This is a genomic window from Cupriavidus sp. 30B13 (assembly GCF_049059565.2).
In the GTDB taxonomy this organism is placed as follows: Bacteria; Pseudomonadota; Gammaproteobacteria; order Burkholderiales; family Burkholderiaceae; genus Cupriavidus.
The window spans coordinates 3,106,996-3,125,174 of sequence record NZ_CP188223.1; the positions used below are offsets into that span (position 1 = coordinate 3,106,996).

Annotated in this window: 19 protein-coding genes and 1 tRNA gene; 3 read left to right on the plus strand and 17 right to left on the minus strand. The window is 67.8% G+C overall.

From position 1 onward, the window contains the following. Nucleotides 1-178 precede the first annotated feature (178 nt). The 10 genes from ACKI2N_RS14310 to ACKI2N_RS14355 all read right to left on the minus strand — a co-directional run bounded on the left by ACKI2N_RS14310 (nt 179) and on the right by ACKI2N_RS14355 (nt 8,800). Nucleotides 179-976: a transcriptional regulator gene (locus ACKI2N_RS14310; protein WP_420993312.1), complete on the minus strand. Its 798-nt coding sequence runs from the start codon at nt 974-976 to the stop codon at nt 179-181. A 712-nt stretch (nt 977-1,688) separates the two neighbouring features. Beyond that, complete coding sequence (locus tag ACKI2N_RS14315) at nt 1,689-2,906, minus strand: MFS transporter (protein WP_420993468.1); 1,218 nt, start codon at nt 2,904-2,906, stop codon at nt 1,689-1,691. A gap of 16 nt (nt 2,907-2,922) precedes the next feature. Beyond that, complete coding sequence (gene arsC, locus ACKI2N_RS14320; protein ID WP_420993469.1) at nt 2,923-3,396, minus strand: arsenate reductase (glutaredoxin); 474 nt, start codon at nt 3,394-3,396, stop codon at nt 2,923-2,925. A gap of 9 nt (nt 3,397-3,405) precedes the next feature. Further along, entirely contained in the window at nt 3,406-4,482 is a 1,077-nt protein-coding gene (gene arsB, locus ACKI2N_RS14325) for an ACR3 family arsenite efflux transporter (RefSeq protein ID WP_420993313.1), read from the minus strand. Beyond that, nucleotides 4,479-4,997 carry an ArsI/CadI family heavy metal resistance metalloenzyme gene (locus ACKI2N_RS14330; protein ID WP_420993314.1) on the minus strand — a complete coding sequence of 173 codons (519 nt, stop codon included), beginning with the start codon at nt 4,995-4,997 and terminating at the stop codon, nt 4,479-4,481. The genes arsB and ACKI2N_RS14330 overlap by 4 nt, the downstream gene beginning before the upstream one ends. Then, complete coding sequence (locus ACKI2N_RS14335; protein WP_420993315.1) at nt 4,994-5,329, minus strand: ArsR/SmtB family transcription factor; 336 nt, start codon at nt 5,327-5,329, stop codon at nt 4,994-4,996. Before ACKI2N_RS14335 ends, ACKI2N_RS14330 begins: the two co-directional genes overlap by 4 nt. Before the next feature lie 434 nt (nt 5,330-5,763). Continuing rightward, nucleotides 5,764-5,839: transfer RNA gene (locus ACKI2N_RS14340), tRNA-Lys, on the minus strand. A gap of 70 nt (nt 5,840-5,909) precedes the next feature. Then, nucleotides 5,910-7,025, minus strand: coding sequence for a YeeE/YedE family protein (locus ACKI2N_RS14345; protein ID WP_420993316.1), 1,116 nt, complete (start codon nt 7,023-7,025; stop codon nt 5,910-5,912). 104 nt (nt 7,026-7,129) lie between these two features. After that, nucleotides 7,130-7,813 (minus strand): 7-cyano-7-deazaguanine synthase QueC, encoded by a 684-nt coding sequence (gene queC / locus ACKI2N_RS14350; RefSeq protein ID WP_420993317.1) that lies wholly within the window; start codon nt 7,811-7,813, stop codon nt 7,130-7,132. A 108-nt stretch (nt 7,814-7,921) separates the two neighbouring features. Then, the gene (locus ACKI2N_RS14355) at nt 7,922-8,800 is read right to left on the minus strand and encodes a LysR family transcriptional regulator (protein WP_420993318.1); all 879 of its coding nucleotides are present in this window, start codon (nt 8,798-8,800) and stop codon (nt 7,922-7,924) included. Nucleotides 8,801-9,043: 243 nt separating this feature from the next. Here ACKI2N_RS14355 and leuC point away from each other — a divergent pair, with 243 nt between their 5' ends. The 3 genes from leuC (at nt 9,044) to ACKI2N_RS14370 (ending at nt 12,596) form a co-directional block, all read left to right on the plus strand. After that, on the plus strand, nt 9,044-10,456 hold the full coding sequence (gene leuC / locus ACKI2N_RS14360; protein WP_420993319.1) for a 3-isopropylmalate dehydratase large subunit: 1,413 nt from the start codon (nt 9,044-9,046) through the stop codon (nt 10,454-10,456). 13 nt (nt 10,457-10,469) lie between these two features. Beyond that, entirely contained in the window at nt 10,470-11,126 is a 657-nt protein-coding gene (leuD, locus tag ACKI2N_RS14365; RefSeq protein WP_420993320.1) for a 3-isopropylmalate dehydratase small subunit, read from the plus strand. A 123-nt stretch (nt 11,127-11,249) separates the two neighbouring features. Next, on the plus strand, nt 11,250-12,596 hold the full coding sequence (locus ACKI2N_RS14370; RefSeq protein WP_420993321.1) for an MFS transporter: 1,347 nt from the start codon (nt 11,250-11,252) through the stop codon (nt 12,594-12,596). Between the two features lie 97 nt (nt 12,597-12,693). Here the strand turns inward: ACKI2N_RS14370 and ybgF are convergent, their stop codons facing one another. From ybgF to ybgC, 7 genes are all read right to left on the minus strand, one after another. Next, complete coding sequence (ybgF, locus tag ACKI2N_RS14375) at nt 12,694-13,452, minus strand: tol-pal system protein YbgF (protein ID WP_420993322.1); 759 nt, start codon at nt 13,450-13,452, stop codon at nt 12,694-12,696. Between the two features lie 18 nt (nt 13,453-13,470). Next, on the minus strand, nt 13,471-13,983 hold the full coding sequence (gene pal / locus ACKI2N_RS14380; RefSeq protein ID WP_420993323.1) for a peptidoglycan-associated lipoprotein Pal: 513 nt from the start codon (nt 13,981-13,983) through the stop codon (nt 13,471-13,473). A gap of 27 nt (nt 13,984-14,010) precedes the next feature. After that, nucleotides 14,011-15,306, minus strand: coding sequence for a Tol-Pal system beta propeller repeat protein TolB (gene tolB, locus ACKI2N_RS14385; protein ID WP_420993324.1), 1,296 nt, complete (start codon nt 15,304-15,306; stop codon nt 14,011-14,013). A gap of 120 nt (nt 15,307-15,426) precedes the next feature. Beyond that, nucleotides 15,427-16,530: a cell envelope integrity protein TolA gene (gene tolA / locus ACKI2N_RS14390; protein WP_420993325.1), complete on the minus strand. Its 1,104-nt coding sequence runs from the start codon at nt 16,528-16,530 to the stop codon at nt 15,427-15,429. A gap of 28 nt (nt 16,531-16,558) precedes the next feature. After that, on the minus strand, nt 16,559-16,996 hold the full coding sequence (gene tolR / locus ACKI2N_RS14395) for a protein TolR (protein WP_420993326.1): 438 nt from the start codon (nt 16,994-16,996) through the stop codon (nt 16,559-16,561). Nucleotides 16,997-17,063: 67 nt separating this feature from the next. Then, the gene (tolQ, locus tag ACKI2N_RS14400) at nt 17,064-17,747 is read right to left on the minus strand and encodes a protein TolQ (RefSeq protein WP_059411252.1); all 684 of its coding nucleotides are present in this window, start codon (nt 17,745-17,747) and stop codon (nt 17,064-17,066) included. Further along, nucleotides 17,744-18,148 (minus strand): tol-pal system-associated acyl-CoA thioesterase, encoded by a 405-nt coding sequence (gene ybgC, locus ACKI2N_RS14405; protein WP_420993327.1) that lies wholly within the window; start codon nt 18,146-18,148, stop codon nt 17,744-17,746. Before ybgC ends, tolQ begins: the two co-directional genes overlap by 4 nt. Nucleotides 18,149-18,179: the final 31 nt, after the last annotated feature.

Consider the following 18,179-nt stretch of genomic DNA (forward strand, 5'->3'; position numbering starts at 1 on the left):
TCTGTGCTCATCGAGCACGGTCGAATCGCATCGACGGACCCAGCCGGATGCCTTGCCTCGCAATTTGCGCTGTACATCGAGAACAGATAAATTCCCGGCCGATCATCGGGCACCGGCAACGCGCTTACCCTTTGATGCCGGTATTCAAGACAACGCCGGCGGAGATCAGTTGATCCCCCTAGGCGTACTGCAAGGCCGCCTCGGCCGGCACGCCGAAGTCGGCGGGCCCGAGCCGCGCGCCCAGCAGCCGGCCAAACGCGTTGAGTAGCACATCGGAGGTCAGGCCGTCCGTACCCGCCAGGGCCGGGCAGTTGATCCACGTCGTACCGTCGTTGACGAACACCCGGAGGATCTTGACCAGGTCCGCAGGCTGCAGCGGCAGGTCGGTGCCGGCCACGTGCTCCAAGCCGAAGGCGCGCAGGTAGTCGTCGGCATGGCGGTAGCCGAGGCACACCACCAGCTTGGGCCGCCAGCGCGCGCGTGCCTGCTGCAGGAAGCGAAAGCGCCCGCCCTGCCGGCACAGGGTCAGGTAGCGCTCCTTGGGCACCAGTTCCGGCTGGCCGCGGAACACCCTGGACCAGGGCGTCAGGCCGTCGAGCTGCGCGGGCAGCGGGAACAGGTTCAGCTTGAACTCGCTGCCGCCGGGCGCGTACAGCCGGTCCCGATAATAGGACTTCCAGTCATCGTCGCCCAGCCGCTCCCCGAGCGCTTGCGCGCGGGCCGCCGCCATGATGCGCGCGATGCGCTGATGATGCAGCCAGCGCTCCATATCGCCCTGGTGCCGCAGGCGGAACGCCGCATCCCATGCGGGCGGCTCGGTGCGTGGCTGCAGCGGCCGGACCAGCGGCTCGCACCACGGATGCGGGCTGCGGTCGCAGATCCAGACGGACGCCCGCGGGTTGCCGCCTTCCATGCCGACGAAGGATGAAAAATAATCGTCCAGTTCTTGACTCGTGAATACCTGTGGGTACCGCATCCACTCCCCCGACTTCGAGAATTCGACCCCATTTACCCATGCCAAGGCGTGCCGCGCAGACGCCTTCCGGCATTCGCGTACCGCTGTGGTCATTTCTCGAACGCAGTCCGATGCAGTGCGTGCCGCGTGGCGGGTTCGGCCCGCTCTGCCCGGCATGCCCTCGCGCCCGGCGAGCCCTGCTTTCTCCGGACGGCTTGATCCTCGATCACGATGAGTGGGGGCATCGCCAAGGAGATGAAGGTATTTCTCGATGCTAAATCGTCTTCGGATAACCGCCGCGACGCCGCCGGTTTTACCGGGCAGGCGCAATCAAGGCGGATCGCGCCACGTCGGCCTGGGAAGCCGCCAGCACAGAGGAACCGCGCGAACTATAACTCAGCGCATTCTTACTGAAAATATTATATTTTTAATTTCTGACATAAAAGAATGGCGATTTTGCGAATACCAATTTTCTATCCCCACCTATGGGGGAATCTGTTCTCTGCCTCTCCCGGACGTCGGCGTGTCAGGCCCGGGTAGCCTGTCAAGGACAGGCCGGGCTGCGCACCGGCGGGCAGACATCCTGCGATAACGGAAGGGTAAAGCCGATAAGCAGGATGGAAAACCGGCTCATGGAAAATGGCGGAGGGAAACGGCGCGCGCCGGCCAGGCGTAGCTGTTGCGCTGCTCTTCGGTCAGTGCTGGAGCGGGCCCTTGCGAATCGTGGAGCCTGCTAGCTGGACAAACCGGTACGCATTCTTGCCTCGACCGGCTGGTCGACTTGCCGGATGCACATGAGCATCGACATCGCCGCGATGCCGAGGCCCGACGAAAGCCACAGCGCCTTCGCCCCAAACGCGTCCAGGCACATGCCGAACAGCCACGGCGCCAATGCTTGCGCCATGCGCGCGGGGACCATCAGCACACCCTGCCTGCGACCGTAGCCATCCGGGCCGAAGATAACCAGCGGGAGTGTGCCCTTCGCGATCGTGAGAATACCGTTGCCCGCGCCATGCAGCACCCCGAACAGCGCCGCCGCCGGGGCCCCGAAGACGCCGAAGGCCAGTGCCCCGGCCGGATGAAGCGCCGCGGCGATGCGGGCAGAAAACAGTGGATGGAGTTTGCGCAGGAAGCCAAACTCCAGAAGGCGCGCGCCGACCTGCGCAGGCCCGATCAGGGCGCCCACCATCACTGCCGTCGCCAGGCTCGCGCCGCCCGCCTGCAGCAGGCGCGGCAGATGGGCTGCCATCGCCGTGCTGGTGAACCAGGTGGCGGCAAAGACAAAAGCCAGTGCAACAGAGGCGAGCCGCTGCGAAGGCACCCCCGGCGAGACCGGTTGCCGGGGCGTTGAGGGCAAACTTGCAGCTTCTTCGGGCGCGCGGGCGAGCGTGCCGCCCGGCATGCTCAGGTTCAGGGCAAGGCCAAGCGTGAGGTGTAGCGCGGCCCAGGCCAGGCAAGCCCCGCGCCAGCCGATATGCGCCTCCATGAACGTCGAGAGCGGCCAGCCGACAGTGCTGGCGAAGCCGGCGATCAGCGTGATGCCCGTGATGGCGCCGCGCGAGCGGTTGCCGTAGAAGGCGACGAGTGTGGCGAACGCTGCCTCATACAACCCGGCGCCCATGCCGACACCGAGCACCAGCCACGCCGCGAACAGCCCGATTGCGCCGTGGGCGAGGCCCAGTCCGGCCAGCCCGATCGCAAACACGATGCTGGTGGCCGCCAGCACCGGCCGGCCGCCCGCGCGATCTATCATCCTGCCGGCGGATGGGCCAAGAAGCGCCGAGACAATGAGTGCCGCGCTGAATGCCGCAAAGATCGTGGGCGTCGACACGCCGAGATCGTGCGCCATCGGCGTGGCGAGCATCGCCGGCAAATAGTACGTCGACCCCCACGCCAACGTCTGGGCTATCCCCAGCCTGGCGATCACGCCGCCATTCGGCTCCCTGGCCATACCCTTCCTTCGATGATTATTCGACTTCGCCGCTGCCGGTATCGCCAGCCCGGGCGTCTTGTTCGCGGTCCATGGCCCGCCGGCCTTGCGCATCGATCACCACCTCGCCGTCTTCCTTGGCGAAAGGCCCCTGCTGCGGCGCGGGCAATATATCGAGCACCACTTCGGATGGCCGGCACAGCCGCACGCCGAGTTCCGTCATGACGAACGGCCGGTTGATCAGGATAGGGTGCCGGAGCATCGCATCCAGCAACCGGGCATCCGTGAGCGCGGGATCGGCAAGACCCATCTCCGCATAAGGCGTGCCTTTCTCGCGCAGGGCCTGGCGCACGGTGAGCCCCGCTTGTCGGATCATGTCCTGCAACTGTGTCCGCGACGGCGGCGCATTCAGGTACTCGATCACCTGCGGTTCGATGCCGGCGTTGCGGATCATCGCGAGCGTGTTGCGCGACGTGCCGCAGTCCGGGTTGTGATAGATCGTGACAGGCATCATGTTTTCTCAGTGGGCCCTGGCCTCGTACCATCCCTGCGAGCGGTTGACGATGCCGACGACGAGCAGCATCACGGGAACCTCGATCAGCACGCCGACCACGGTCGCCAGCGCGGCGCCCGACCGGAACCCGAAGAGACTGATCGCGGTGGCCACGGCAAGCTCGAAGAAGTTGCTCGCGCCGATCAGGCTGGACGGACCCGCCACGCAATGCGCGACGCCGAGCTTGCGGTTCAGCAGGTAGGCCAGCCCCGAGTTGAAGAAGACCTGGATGAGGATCGGCACCGCCAGCAGCGCGATCACGAGCGGCTGCTCGATGATCGCCCGGCCCTGGAACGCAAACAGCAGGACCAGCGTCAGCAGCAGCGCGGAAATGGAGTACGGGCCCAGGCGCTGCGCGACGCGCTGGAAATGCGCGGCGCCGCGAGCCAGGAGCACTTTCCGAAGCAGTTGCGAGATGATGACCGGCACCACGATGTACAGCCCGACGGACGTAAGCAACGTGTCCCACGGCACCATGATCGATGACAGGCCGAGCAGCAGCGCGACGACCGGGGCGAACGCGACGACCATGATGGCGTCGTTCAACGCCACTTGCGACAGCGTGAAATAGGGGTCGCCCTTGCACAGCTGGCTCCAGACGAACACCATCGCCGTGCAAGGTGCCGCCGCCAGCAGAATGAGGCCGGCCACGTAGCTGTCGAGCTGGCCGGCCGGAAGTAGCGGCGCGAACAGGTGACGGACGAAGATCCAGCCCAGCAGGGCCATCGAGAACGGCTTGACGGCCCAGTTGATGAACAAGGTCACGCCGATGCCCCGCCAGTGCGACTTGACCTGGCCGAGCGCGCCGAAATCGATCTTCAGCAGCATGGGAATGATCATGACCCAGATCAGGAGTCCCACGGGAAGGTTGACCTGGGCGTACTCCATGCGGCCGATCGCATGGAAGACCTCCGGCAAAGCCTGCCCCGACGCAATGCCGGCGACGATGCAAAGCGCGACCCAGACGGTAAGGTAGCGCTCGAAGAATCCGATGGCCGGTTTGGCGGGCGCCCGCCCGGCGGCGGCGGCGCGTGGACGGCTCATGGTTCCGCCCCCTGCGAAGCGCTGCAGGGTCTCTCGCAGTGCGAAATCTCTTGCTGCGAAGCAATGCCGACCGGCCTGCCCCTGGCCGCGCGCGGAGCGCAGCACGCCGAATTTTCCCGCTCCCGCTGCGCCGGGCGAGACTCGCCATAGACAGGCACATTGCCCAGCGTGTGGAAGTGCTCCCAGGCGATGCCTTGCGGATCCGTGACCCAGTACTTCTCGCTGCGCGCATAGCAGCAGGTAGCCTCTCCTTCATCGAGCAGCGCCATGTCGGCGGCCTCGGCGTGCTCCTTCAGTTCCGCCAGCTCGCTGGGGTCGTCGGTCTGAAACCCGAGATGGTCCACCCCGACTTCGGCGCCCCGCGCCGAGATCGCAAAGTTCACGCGCGGGTCCTCGAGCATCCATTTGGCGTAGTCGTCCTTCACTACGCTGGGCTGCGCGGCGAAGAGCGCCGAGTAGTAACGGATGCTGGCTGGCAGGTCTGCCACGCTGACGTGGACGTGAAAGCGCTTCATGATTGCGACTCCGGGGCAACGGCACAACTGGACACGGGCGAGCACGGATTGCCGCCACAGCAGTTCTCGGTGAGATAGCCAAGCAATGCGTTCATGGTGTCGAAGCGAGCCATGTAGATGATGGAACGCCCGTCCTGCCGGCTCGACAGAAGGCCGGCCCGGTGCAGTTCCTTGAGATGAAAGGAGAGCGACGAGGCGGGCATCTCCATCAGTTCGGCAATCCGGCCGGCCGCAAGCCCCGCGGGCCCGGCCTGGACCAGCAGGCGGAAGACGGACAGGCGGATCGAGTGAGCGAGCGCGCCGAGTGCTTCAAGGGCGTGATTGGTTTCCATGATTCGACTATAGTCGAATCATGGAAACCAGGCAACAAACTTCGTGCAGGCCGTGGCGACTTCGGCAGTCGGCTTTTGCCCTCCTCCATCCTCCCTTTTGGAGCTACCGGTTTCGGCGTGCGCCGCACGCCCGATGGCGCCGCGCTCGCAGCGGATCGGGGTAGCGCTTGCCGTGTGCCGCGCGCCACGACGACGCGCCGACGCGACGACGCTCGTCATCGAGACGCATGGCGGCACGTTGGCGGAAATAGTCGAACCGTCGGGTGTAAGCGGCGAGAGGCGCGGCCGGAGAGGGAAAGAAACGGAACCGGGAACCGGAATCCGGCACGAATGCGGTGGCCACGCGCTGTGTCCCTGGCGTGCCCCCGAATCCGTGAACAACGTCGGAAACAGAAAGGGCCTACAAGCAGAAACGCTGTAAGCCCTTGATGTGCTGGTGGGTCGTGCGTGACTCGAACACGCGACCAACGGATTAAAAGTCCGCTGCTCTACCGACTGAGCTAACGACCCGGAAAAACAGAAGCCGCGATTATAGGGAGATCATGGCTTCAATGTCAACTTTGAACGCGCAGCACCTGTGCTAGGCCATGCGCTCAAGGCGCCATATCTGGTAGCGGAAGGCCAGCACCGCGCCGGCCATGATGCCGGCCAGTGCAATGAACGAGCCGATCGCCAGCGTCGACACGCCCGACAGGCCCTGTCCGATGGTGCAGCCCAGCGCGGTCACGCCGCCGGCGCCCATCAGGATGCCGCCCACCATGTGGTTGCCGACGTCCTCGGCATTGCCGAAACCTTCCCAGCGGAACGTGCGCGTGACCAGCGCATAGACGGCGGCCCCGGCCACCACGCCGAACACGCTGACGATACCGATCGTCAGCACCTTGCTCTTGTCGCTGAACATCATCAGCCAGTCGAGCGTGTAGGCATACGGCGCGACGAAACTCAGGCTTTCCATGCGGCCGCTGTTGGTGCCGACGAACAGTTCTTCGAGCGTGTTGGGATCTTCGGCGACATAACCGAGATGCCCCGACACGTACCACATCGCCACGATGATCAAGCCGACGGCGAAGCCGCCGAGCAGGTTGTCGAACGTGCGGAAGCCGCGCCCGGCCAGCGCCCAGATCACCAGCGCGCCGCCCAGCACCAGCGCCAGGCCGAGCTGCAGCGTGGCGCGCGCGATGCCGCTGGCATGCGCGAGCACGGACGGCAGATCCTGCGTGGTGGGCAGCGTGAACGCTACCGCGTCGACGGTGTTGACGCGGATCACGCCGAACAGGCCGCGCAGCGTCATGTAGGCCGACAGGCCGAGGAAGACGAACACCACCAGCGATTTCAGGTTGCCCGCGCCGATGCGCACCAGCGTCTTGCTGCCGCAGCCCGAGGCCAGCACCATGCCGAAGCCGAACAGCAGCCCGCCCGCCAGCGCGGAAAGCCAGCTCAGCTTGCTGGCGGCGTAGATGGTCTTGGTGGGATCGATGAGGCCGCCCGCGGCCAGCGCGGCGGTGCCGATCATGGCCACGCCGATGGCCAGCCCCCACATGCGCATGCGGCTCCAGTCGCCCATGTTGACGACGTCGGACACCGCGCCCATGGTGCAGAAGTGCGTGCGCTGCAGTATCGCGCCGAACAGGAAGGTCAGGAGGAATGTGCTGGCCAGTACGGTGCGGCTGAGCGCGGCAAGGTCGATATCGGGCATGGCATGTCCGGCGGGGGAACGGAACGAGTGGAAACGGGGAAACGGAAAAGGCAGCGGTGCCGGCAGGCGCCGCGCGCGTTGGCGCGGCGCCTGCCGGGCGGTCTTCAGGCAGCGCCCTGGTAGCGCGTGGGATCGGGCACGCCGGCGGCCTCGAAGCCGGCGCGGCGGATACGGCAGGAATCGCACACGCCGCAGGCGCGGCCGTCGTCGTCGGCCTGGTAGCACGACACGGTCATGCCGTAGTCCACGCCGAGCCGCACGCCGGCGCGGATGATCTCGCTCTTGGTCATGTCGATGATGGGCGCGTGCACGCGGATGCGCTCGCCTTCCACGCCGGCCTTGGTGGCGAGGTTGGCCAGCGCCTCGTAGGCGCAGACGTACTCGGGGCGGCAGTCCGGATAGCCCGAGTAGTCCACCGCGTTGGCGCCGAAGAACAGGTCGCGCCCGCCCACGGCCTCGGCCCAGCCCAGCGCGAGCGACAGCATGATGGTATTGCGCGCCGGCACGTAGGTGACCGGGATGCCGCCGACGACGCCGTCGGTGGGCACGTCGAGGCTGTCGTCGGTCAGCGCGGAGCCGCCGAAGCGGCGCAGGTCCAGGTCGATGATCTCGTGGCGCACCGCGCCGAGGGCCGCGGCCACGCGCTTCGCGGCCTCCAGCTCGGAAGAGTGGCGCTGGCCGTAGCGCATCGACAGGGCGTAGGTCTCGAAGTCCTGCGCATTGGCCATGGCGAGGACGGTGGCGGAATCCAGGCCGCCGGAGAGCAGGACGATAGCGCGTTTTTTCATGATGGCGGGGCGCGGCGCCTGGCGGCGGCGCGCAAAAAAAGATCGGGGCGGAAATCGGGGCGAATCGCGTATTTTAGCGCGAGCCCGGCCAGGGCCCGCCGATGTGCGTCACGGCGAAGTCAGCTGTTCGATCAGCAGCCTGGCCGCCGCCGGCAGGTCGTCGATGTCGCGGAACACGATCTTCAGCTCGCGCTCGGCCCAGGGCTCGTCCAGCGCGACCTTCACCAGGCCCGGCATGCGCTCCGGGATGCCGACCTCGGGCAGCAGCCCGATGCCCAGGCCGACGGCCACCATGTTGCGCACGGCCTCGAAATTGGTGACCTGGATGCGCAGCTTCAGGCGCCGGCCGCTGGCCGCGGCGGCGCGCTGGCACAGCGTGTAGATCGATGCGCCGTCCTGCATGCCGACGAAATCCTCGTCCAGCGCCTCCTCGAAGCGCAGGCTCGCGCGGCCGGCGTAGCGATGGTGCTCGGGCACGATGAAGAACAGCCTGTCGACGCGGTACGGCAGCGTCGACAGGCGCTCCGGCGGCGCGGTCAGCGCGCAGATGCCGAAGTCCACCGTGCCGCTTTCCACCATGCGCACGATCACGTCGCTGGTCTTCTCGATCAGGTCGATCTTGATGGCGCCATTGGCCGACAGGAAGCGGTGCAGCGCCTGCGGCAGGTAGTGCACCATGGCCGTGAAATTGACCGACATGCGCACGTGGCCGCGCACGCCCTTGGTGTATTCATCCAGTTCGCCCTCGGCCTGCTGGAACTGCTCGAAGATGCGCCGGGCGTGGCGGTACAGCGTCTGGCCCGCCGGAGTGGGCCGCACGCCGCGGCTGTGGCGCTCGAACAATGGCGTGCCGGCGTCGCTTTCCAGCTCGGAGACGCGGCGGCTGACCGCGGAGGCCACGATGTGGGTGGCCTGGGCGGCGGCCGCGATGCTGCCCTGCTCCACCACGGCGGCGAAGACCCGCAGGGATTCGAGGTCGAAGCGCATGGGTTCCTCCGTTGCCGGTGCCGGCCAGCCATCTCGCACCGCGATGGCTGAATTGTCGAAAAAGAAATAGCGGCGCGCCGGCGCGGGCGCTAGCATGCCCTTCTGGACCGCTGTCCGGGCGCCGGATGAGCGCCGCACAGCCGCGCCGGCCCTGGAACACGGCCATCCCCGGCGGCCTGGCCGCAAATCCTAGCACAGGCCCGCGTGGCCGCGCCCCGCCCAACGCCCACTTGCCGATTCGCGATGCCTCAGACACTATTCGAAAAACTCTGGCGGCGCCACGCCGTCCGCGAGAACGACGACGGCACCACGCTGCTCTACATCGACCGCCACCTCGTCAACGAAGTCACCAGCCCGCAGGCCTTCGACGGGCTGCGCCTGGCCGGGCGGGCGCCGCGGCGCCCCGCGTCGGTGCTGGCCATGTCGGACCACAATGTGCCGACCACGGACCGCAGCCAGGGCATGGCCGCCATCGCCGACCCCGTGGCGCGCGCCCAGGTGCAGGCGCTGCAGGCCAATTGCCGCGAGTTCGGCCTGACCGAATACCCGCTGAACGACGCCCGCCAGGGCATCCTGCACGTGGTCGCGCCCGAGCAGGGCATGACGCTGCCCGGCACCACGCTGATCTGCGGCGACTCGCACACCAGCACGCACGGGGCCTTCGCGGTGCTGGCCTTTGGCGTCGGCACCTCCGACATCGAGCACGTGCTGGCCACGCAGTGCCTGCGCCTGCCTCGCATGAAGACCATGCGGGTGGCCATCGAGGGCAAGCTGGGCGCCGGCGTCACCGCCAAGGATGCGGCGCTGGCCTTCATCGGCCGCTTCGGCACCGACTTCGGCACCGGCTACGCGCTGGAATTCTGCGGCAGCGCGGTGCGGGCCATGAGCATGGAAGCCCGCATGACGCTGTGCAACCTGACCATCGAGGCCGGCGCGCGCTGCGGCATGGTGGCCGTTGACGACACCACGCTGCGATACCTGCGCGAGCGTCCGCACGCCCCCGGCGGCGCGCAGTGGGACGCGGCCGCGGCCTACTGGCGCACCCTGGCCAGCGACCCCGGCGCGGCCTTCGACCGCGAGGTGACGCTCGACGCGGCCGCGATCCGGCCCCAGGTAACGTGGGGCACCACGCCTGGCATGACCTGCGCGGTCGACGGCGCGGTGCCCGACCCCGAGCATGAGGCCGACCCCGTCAGGCGCGCCGGCCTGCGCAACGCGCTGGCCTACATGGACCTGGCGCCCGGCACGGCGATCCGCGACATCGCGCTGGACAAGGTGTTCATCGGCTCGTGCACCAACGCGCGCATCGAAGACCTGCGCGCCGCGGCCCACGTCGTGCGCGGCCGCAAGGTGGCCGGGCGCATCGTGCAGGCGCTGGTGGTGCCGGGCTCGGGACTGGTGAAGCGCCAGGCCGAGCAGGAAGGGCTCGACGAGATCTTCCGCGAGGCCGGCTTCGAGTGGCGCGAGCCCGGCTGCTCGATGTGCCTGGGCATGAACGCGGACCGGCTCAACCCCGGCGAGCGCTGCGCCTCGACCTCGAACCGCAACTTCGAGGGCCGCCAGGGACGCGGCGGCCGCACCCACCTGGTCAGCCCGGCGATGGCCGCGGCCGCCGCCATCGCCGGCCATTTCGTCGACGTTTCCACTTTCCGCTAGGCCCGCCGCAATCATGCAGCCCTTCACCTTCCTCGACGCGCTCGTCGTTCCCGTGGACCGCCCCAGCGTCGACACCGATGCGATCCTGCCCAAGCAGTACATGAAGATGATCGGGCGCACCGGCTTCGGGCCGTACCTGTTCGACGAGTGGCGCTACCTGGATGCGGCCGAGCCCGGCGACGACTGCGCGCAGCGCCGCCTGGTGCCCGGCTTCGCGCTGAACCAGCCGCGCTACCAGGGCGCCGGCATCCTGCTGGGGCGCGCCAATTTCGGCTGCGGGTCCAGCCGCGAGCACGCCGTGTGGGCGCTGGCCGAATGGGGCGTGCGCGCGCTGGTGGCGCCGAGCTTCGCCGAGATCTTTCGCGGCAACTGCCTCAAGAACGGGCTGCTGCCGATCGTCCTGCCCGAAGCGGCGGTGGATGCGCTGTTCGCGGCCGTGCAGGCGCAGCCGGGCTACCGCCTCGCCATCGACCTGCCATCGCAGACCGTGCGCGAGCCGGGCGGCGCCGCGCACCCGTTCGCCATCAACCCGTTCAACAAGGCCATGCTGCTCGACGGCCTGGACGAGATCGGCGACACGCTGCGCCACGCCGCCGCGATCGACGCCTTCGAGCGCGGGCGGCTGGCGCTCGAACCGTGGCTCGCGGGCGGCGCCGGCGCCCTGCCCTGAAGCGCGCCGTGGTTCGATATCCGCGCCGATATCCGCGTCGATATCCGCCTCGATATCCGCCTCGATATCGGCTTCGACATCCCAATGCAACGACCCAAATACAACGACATGCAGGAGATCCCCATGCAGACTGAAAACACACTCGCCGCGCCACGCGTCTCGTGGCGCGCCAACCTCACGGCCAAGCACTGGCGCACGCTCAACGGCGCCTTCATGGGCTGGATCTTCGACGGTTACGAGGCGCTGGCGCTGATCGTCATCCTGCCCTCGCTGATGCAGTCGGTGCTGACGCCCGAGCAGATGGGCTCGCGCCCCATCTACAGCGGCCTGGTCATCGGCATCACGCTGCTGGGCTGGGGCATCGGCGGGCTGATCGGCGGCACCATGGCGGACTACGTCGGCCGCAAGCGCATGATGATGTGGTCGGTCTTTCTGTACGCGGTGCTGACCGGCTTTACCGCGCTGGTGCATGACGTCTGGCAGCTGAGCGCGCTGCGCTTCGTGACGGGCCTGGCCATGGGCAGCGAATGGAGCACCGGCATCGCGCTGGTGGCCGAGACCTGGCCCAAGGAGGCGCGCTCCAAGGGCGCGGGTTTCCTGCAGTCGGGCTTCGGCTGGGGCACGCTGATCGCCGCGGTGATCTGGTACTTCCTGGGCGAGTTTAACCCGTTCGGCGCAGACAACTGGCGCGTGATGTTCCTGGTGGGCGCGCTGCCGGCGTTCTTCGTGCTTTACCTGCGCCGCGGCGTGGACGAGTCGGAGAAATGGATCGAGGCCGTGCGCAACAAGCGCTGGGGCGCCACCGAAGGCAGCACCGCGCCCGCCGGCGAAGCGGGCAAGCGTCCCTTCACGCTGACCCAGATCTTCCGCGAGCGCGAGGCCGCGCGCCGCATCGCGCTGACCACGGCGCTGTCGATCGTGACCATCGTCGGCTGGTGGGCGGTTTCCAGCTGGCTGCCGGTCTACACCGGAGCGCTGGCCGCGGCAGGCCACGTCGAGAACCCGCAGCGCTGGATCTCCTCGGTCAACATCACCTATACCATCGGTGCCATCGTGGCCTACATGGCATCGGGCTTCATCATCGATGCGGTGGGCAGGCGCTGGTTCCTGTTCTTCACGTTCGCGGGCTCGCTGCTGACCACGGTCATGGCCTACGCCTGGGTCGGCACCGTGCAGCAGATGCAGATCGTCGCGCCCATCAACGGCTTCTTCACGCTGGGCTGCGCGTTCGCCTGGCTGGCGATCTACCCGGCCGAACTGTTCACCGCCTCGGTGCGCTCGACCTCGGTCAGCTTCGTCTTCAACTCGGCGCGCCTGATCGCGTGGTTCTTCCCGATCCTGTCGGGCACGCTCATCAAGTCGTTCGGCGGCGTGGCGCAGGCCGCCCTGATCTTCGGCTCGGTCTACGTGCTGGGCATGGTGCTGCCGTGGTTCCTGCCCGAAACCAAGGACCAGGACCTGCCCGAATAGGCGCGGCGCCCGCGCGCGGAGCGCGGACATGGAAAAGGCCGCCAGTGTCGCCACTGGCGGCCTTTCGCCGTTCTTCTTCCCGCCGGCTGCCGGCGTCTTACTTCAGCGTCTTGAGGCGATTGCTCGCCGCCTGCGCGCCCTCGGTGCCGGGGTACTTCGCCACCACCTGTTCCAGGGTCTTGCGGGCCGCGGGCTTCTGGCCGGACTCGAGCTGGTTGTTGGCGATGGCGATCAGCGCGTCGGGCACCTTGGGGTGGTCCGGATACGCCTGCACCATGTTCTGCAGCACCGTGGTGGAGCCGCGGTAATCGCGCTGCGCGTACAGCGAGTTGCCGAGCCAGAACTGCGCCAGCGGCACGTACGGGCTCTGCGGGTACTTCTTGATGAAGCCCGCGAAGACGTTGCCGGCGCCCTTGAAGTCCCCGGTCTGGAACTGCTTGAGCGCGGCATCGTACTCGGTCTTCTCGCCAGGCTGGGACAAGCCCTCGCGGCCATCCACGGTGACCTGCTGCGGCTCGAATTTCTTCAGGCGCGCATCGAGGTCGGCGTAGTAGTCCTTCTGCTGCTTCTGCAGGGTGGCCACCTCGTTCTGCAGCATCTCGTTCTGGCCGCGCAGCCGCGCCACTTCCTGGCGCAGGCCTTCCAGCTGGTTCTGCATGTCCAGCTGGGCGCGGCTGTTCTGGTCGATGCGCTGCGACGCCGTTGCCTGGAAGCCGTTGAACTGATCGCGCATGGTGACGATGGCGCGGCGCGCCTCGTCATCGTCGAATACGCCGGCCCGTGCCTGCGCGGCCGGCAGCAGGCCGGCGCAGGACATCGCAGTGAGCAATACCAATTTGGAGACGCGTGCGTTCATGAGGTGCCTGTGCGCGGATTAGTACGTGATGTCCGCGCGGCGGTTCTCCGCCCAGGCGGCTTCGTCGTGGCCGGTGGCCTTGGGCTTTTCCTTGCCCAGGCTGACGGCTTCCATCTGGGTGTCGGGCACGCCCAGCGAGGACAGCGAGCGGCGCACGGCCTCGGCGCGCTTCTGGCCCAGCGCCAGGTTGTATTCGCTGGTGCCGCGTTCGTCGGTGTTGCCCTGGATCAGGATGCGGCGGCCCTTGTTGGCGGCCAGGTACTTGGCGTGCTCCGACAGCAGGCCCTGGTAGTCCGACTTGACGCTGTAGCTGTCGAAGTCGAAGTACACGCTGCGCTTGGCCAGCGGGCTGTTCGGATCGTTCAGCGGATCGCGCGAGACGTCCACCGGCGCCACGGCGCGGGCATCGGTGGTCGGCGCGCCCTTGTTGGCGCCGGCGTTGGCGGTGTCGTCCAGCTTGACGCCGGAGCTGCAGGCGCCCAGCGCCAGCAGGGCGGCTACGGCAAGGGTCTTGCTCATCATTTGGGTCATGGCGTGATACTCCTCGTTATTGCATCGTTATTGCATGAATGGACCCCAGGACGGCTCGCGAACCTCGCCGGACTGGAGGGACAGAACCTGCCGGGTGCGCCCGTCAGTGGATACCGCCGCCAGCACCGAGCGACCTCCCACCCGGGTGGCATAGAGAATGTACTTGCCGTTCGCGGCGAAGCTGGGGGCCTCGTCGTTGGCGGTGTCGGTCAGCGAGGTGACGTCGCCGCTGCCCAGGTCCATCAGCTGCAGCTTGAAGCCGCCGCTGCGGGTGATGAAGGCCAGTTGCTTGCCGTCGGGCGAAATGCGAGGGCTGACGTTGTAGCTGCCCTTGAAGGTCACGCGCTGGGCCGCGCCGGCGTCTTCGCCGCCCGCGGGCATGCGGTAGATCTGCGGCGCGCCGCCGCGGTCGCTGGTGAAATAGATGCTGCGGCCGTCCGGCGCGTATTGCGGCTCGGTGTCGATGGCGCTGCTACGCGTCAGGCGCTTGAGGCCGGAGCCGTCGGCATTGACCTGGTAGACCTGGGTATTGCCGTCGCGCGACAGCGCCACCGCCAGACGCTGGCCGTCGGGAGACCACGACGGCGCGCTGTTGTTGCCCTTCTGGTTCGACACCAGCGTGCGGCGCCCGGAGGCCAGGTCATGCACGTAGACCACCGGCTTCTTGGCCTCGAAGGAAACGTAGGCGACCTTGGTGCCGTCCGGCGACCACGACGGCGAGATGATCGGCTCGTTGCTGGTCAGCGCGACCTGCGAGTTCTGGCCGTCCGAATCGGAAATCAGCAGCTGGTAGCGGCCGCCGACGCGCGCCACGTAGGACAGGCGCGTGGCGAACACGCCGCGCTCGCCGAGCAGTTTCTCGTAGATGTAGTCGGCGATCTTGTGGCCGGTGACGCGCAGCTGGCCGGCGCTGACCGTGAAGGCCAGGCCGCCGAGGCTCTGCCCCTTCTGCGTGTCGTAGAGGCGGAAGCGCACGTCGTACTGGCCGTTGCCGGTCGGGGTCACGCTGCCGGCCACGAAGGCATCGGCGCCGCGCGACTTCCAGCTGCCCAGGTCGACGCTGGCCGATTCGGCCACGGTGGCGCCCGCCACGTCGACGTTGCGGAAGCGGCCGCTGCGCTGCAGGTCGCTGCGGATGATGGCGGTCAGGTTCTGCGGGGCTTGCGCCTCGCCCTGGAAATTGGCGGTGGCAATCGGGAACTGGGTGGGGCCCACGCCGGTGACTTCCACCGTGAACTGGGCCTGGGCGCCGGATGCCAGCAGCAGCAGGCCGCCGAGCAGCAGTCCCTTGATCCAGGCTATGTTCCGTTTGCAGAATCGCATATGGTTTCCTAACGAATGGTTTAACTCGCCGGCCTCGCCGTCAGGCCCGGCCATGACCGCTAGATAGTAGCCGCATCGCCGCCGGGCTTCCCTTCACTATGCATATTGTTACGTTCGGCCTCAATTGGCATGCGGGCGCAGCCGGATGTCGAAGCTCGGAGGTGCCTTGCCGTTCTCATCCTTGGGCAGCGGATCCGAGTTCTGCACCGCCTTGAGCGCGGCCTCGTCCCAGGCCGCGTTGCCGCTCGACGTCTTGACCCGGGCCGACAGCAGCGCCCCGTCCGGCGCCAGCCGGACCGCGATCACGGCCGCCAGGCTGGCCGGGAAATCTTCCGAATACCTGACGTTGGGCTGCACGCGGCGCTGCACGCGGTCCGAGTAGCCGGGCGACGCCTTGCCGCCGCTGCCGGCGCCGCTGCCCGCGCTGTTGCCGACCCCGCCCGCCCCGCCCGGCACGCCGGCGCCGCCGGCCAGGGCCTGCAGGCGCGCCAGCTCGGCATGGCGCTGCGCGTTGGCCGCGGCGCTGGCCTTCGCCTTCGCATCGGCATCCGCCTTGGCCTTCGCGTTGGCCGCGGCCTTGGCGTCCGCGCTGGCACGGGCCTTCGCGTCGGCATCGGCGCGCGCCCTGGCGTCCGCGTCGGCGCGGGCCTTGGCATCGGCGCGGGCCTTCGCGTCGGCCTCCTTGCGGTCGCGCTCGGCCTGGTCGCGGCGCTGCTGTTCCTGCTGCGCGGCCAGCTTGCGCGCGTCTTCCTTGCGCTGGGCCTCCTTGCGCAGGTCGTCCTTGCGTTGATCTTCCTTGCGCAGGTCTTCCTTGCGCTGCGCCTCCTTGCGGGCTTCCTCCTGGCGCTCGGCTTCCTGGCGCGCGCGCAGGTCGGCCTGCCGGCGCGCCTCGTCGCGGGCGGCGGCCTCGGCCTGCCGGCGCTTCTGCTGTTCGAGCGCGATGTCGGCATCCTCTTCGGCGCGCGACTTGACCGCGGGCGCGGGCGGCGCCGGGCGCGGCTGCGCCACCGGCTCGGGCGGCGCAGGCGGGGGCGGCGGCGCGACCGCCGTGTCGGGGATTTCGTCCCACAGTTCGGCTTCGGCGCCGACCGGCGTGCTGCTCTGCCAGTGCACGCCGTAATACAGCACGATGCCCAGCAGCACGTGCATGAAGAGCGCGAGCAGGAAGGAACGCAGGGTTCCCCGCTCCTTGACCGGCTGGTATGGATAGGCGGCGGTCTTCATCTCGCGCTGCGGTGTCTGTTCAACCTGCTTACTTCGACTTGACCATGAGGCCGACGCGCTTGACGCCGTCGGCCTTGAGCACCGACATCACGTCGAGCACGGACTCGTACTTGACCGAGCGGTCGGCGGCGATCACCACGGGCTGGTCGGGATTTTCGTCCTGGCGCTGGTGCACGAACGCCAGCAGGCCGTCCTTGTCGACCTTGCGGTCGAAGGCGTTGCCGGCATTGTCCTTGCCGCGCGCGGTCAGCTGGCCGTCCTCATGCACGGTCACCACGATCGGCGGCGCCTTCTGCTGCGGCGTGGCGTTGGCCACGGTAGGCAGGTCGACCACCGCCGGACTAACGATCGGTGCCGCCACCATGAAGATGACCAGCAGCACCAGCATCACGTCGATGTAGGGCACGACGTTGATCTCGGCGCTGGCCCGGCGGCGCGAGCCGCCGCGGCGCTGTATCGCTGCCATATGCGGGTTTCTCCTTGACCTTGACTATGTAACTGCGTGGACTTGTGCAAGCCGGCGAACCGGCGGGTCAGCGGGTCTGGCGCTGCAGGATATTCAGGAACTCTTCCATGAAGCTTTCGAAACGGATGGCCAGGCGATCGATCTCGGTGGCATATCGGTTGTAGGCGATCACGGCGGGAATGGCGGCGAACAGGCCGATGGCGGTGGCGACCAGCGCCTCGGCGATCCCGGGCGCCACCGATGCCAGCGTCGCCTGCTGCACGTTCGACAGGCCGCGGAATGCATTCATGATCCCCCACACGGTACCGAACAGGCCGATGTACGGGCTGACCGAACCGACCGAGGCCAGGAACGGGAGATGCGATTCCAGCACATCCATCTCGCGCTGGTAGGCCGCGCGCATGGCGCGGCGGGCGGCGTCGAGCAGCGCGCCGGCTTCGTGGTTGCGCTCGCGCGCCTTCAGGTACTCGCCCATGCCGGACTCGAAGATGCGTTCCAGCGCGCCGGTGCTGTGGCGGTTGTTGGCCGCGCTCTGGTACAGCGCCTGCAGGTCGCCGCCGGCCCAGAAGTCCCGCTCGAAGCCTTCGGTCTGGGTGCGCGCGGCGCGCAGCGCCAGGTGCTTGCGGAAAATGTATGTCCACGAGAACAGGGACATGACGAGCAGCAGCGCCATGACGGCCTGCGCCAGCAGACTGGCGTGCAGCACCAGCGAAATGATCGACAGGTCTTGCGTGACGGTCACGGGGTTCATCGGGCGGTCTTGATGGTTGCGAGGACGGGGGCGGGGATGGGGGTCGGGCGGAACGTGCTGCGGTCGACACATCCGACACGGATGGCGCCGGTGGCCAGCAATTGCTCCCCACGCCAGGCTTCCTGGGCGAATTGGACAGATGCCGGCCCGACCCGTTCAATCCGTGTGCGGATCTCGAGCAGGTCGTCCAGGCGGGCGGGGGCATTGTAGTCCACCGCCGTGCTCCTGACGATAAAGACCACGCCCGTTTCGTCCGCGAGCGCCTGCTGCCCGATGCCGAGCGAGCGCAGCCACTCGGTCCGGGCGCGCTCGAAGAATTTCAGGTAATTGGCGTAGAAAACCACGCCGCCCGCGTCGGTGTCTTCCCAGTACACCCGCAGGGCCCACACATTGTTACTCATGGCCGCGATTGTAGCGGAGAGCCGGCCCGAC

What these genes read in the sequence shown, in the direction of transcription:
- ACKI2N_RS14310 (WP_420993312.1), bottom strand. Translation starts at nt 976, where the DNA reads ATGCGGTACCCACAGGTATTCACGAGTCAAGAACTGGACGATTATTTT.
- ACKI2N_RS14315 (WP_420993468.1), bottom strand. Translation starts at nt 2,906, where the DNA reads ATGGCCAGGGAGCCGAATGGCGGCGTGATCGCCAGGCTGGGGATAGCC.
- arsC (WP_420993469.1), bottom strand. Translation starts at nt 3,396, where the DNA reads ATGCCTGTCACGATCTATCACAACCCGGACTGCGGCACGTCGCGCAAC.
- arsB (WP_420993313.1), bottom strand. Translation starts at nt 4,482, where the DNA reads ATGAGCCGTCCACGCGCCGCCGCCGCCGGGCGGGCGCCCGCCAAACCG.
- ACKI2N_RS14330 (WP_420993314.1), bottom strand. Translation starts at nt 4,997, where the DNA reads ATGAAGCGCTTTCACGTCCACGTCAGCGTGGCAGACCTGCCAGCCAGC.
- ACKI2N_RS14335 (WP_420993315.1), bottom strand. Translation starts at nt 5,329, where the DNA reads ATGGAAACCAATCACGCCCTTGAAGCACTCGGCGCGCTCGCTCACTCG.
- ACKI2N_RS14345 (WP_420993316.1), bottom strand. Translation starts at nt 7,025, where the DNA reads ATGCCCGATATCGACCTTGCCGCGCTCAGCCGCACCGTACTGGCCAGC.
- queC (WP_420993317.1), bottom strand. Translation starts at nt 7,813, where the DNA reads ATGAAAAAACGCGCTATCGTCCTGCTCTCCGGCGGCCTGGATTCCGCC.
- ACKI2N_RS14355 (WP_420993318.1), bottom strand. Translation starts at nt 8,800, where the DNA reads ATGCGCTTCGACCTCGAATCCCTGCGGGTCTTCGCCGCCGTGGTGGAG.
- leuC (WP_420993319.1), top strand. Translation starts at nt 9,044, where the DNA reads ATGCCTCAGACACTATTCGAAAAACTCTGGCGGCGCCACGCCGTCCGC.
- leuD (WP_420993320.1), top strand. Translation starts at nt 10,470, where the DNA reads ATGCAGCCCTTCACCTTCCTCGACGCGCTCGTCGTTCCCGTGGACCGC.
- ACKI2N_RS14370 (WP_420993321.1), top strand. Translation starts at nt 11,250, where the DNA reads ATGCAGACTGAAAACACACTCGCCGCGCCACGCGTCTCGTGGCGCGCC.
- ybgF (WP_420993322.1), bottom strand. Translation starts at nt 13,452, where the DNA reads ATGAACGCACGCGTCTCCAAATTGGTATTGCTCACTGCGATGTCCTGC.
- pal (WP_420993323.1), bottom strand. Translation starts at nt 13,983, where the DNA reads ATGACCCAAATGATGAGCAAGACCCTTGCCGTAGCCGCCCTGCTGGCG.
- tolB (WP_420993324.1), bottom strand. Translation starts at nt 15,306, where the DNA reads ATGCGATTCTGCAAACGGAACATAGCCTGGATCAAGGGACTGCTGCTC.
- tolA (WP_420993325.1), bottom strand. Translation starts at nt 16,530, where the DNA reads ATGAAGACCGCCGCCTATCCATACCAGCCGGTCAAGGAGCGGGGAACC.
- tolR (WP_420993326.1), bottom strand. Translation starts at nt 16,996, where the DNA reads ATGGCAGCGATACAGCGCCGCGGCGGCTCGCGCCGCCGGGCCAGCGCC.
- tolQ (WP_059411252.1), bottom strand. Translation starts at nt 17,747, where the DNA reads ATGAACCCCGTGACCGTCACGCAAGACCTGTCGATCATTTCGCTGGTG.
- ybgC (WP_420993327.1), bottom strand. Translation starts at nt 18,148, where the DNA reads ATGAGTAACAATGTGTGGGCCCTGCGGGTGTACTGGGAAGACACCGAC.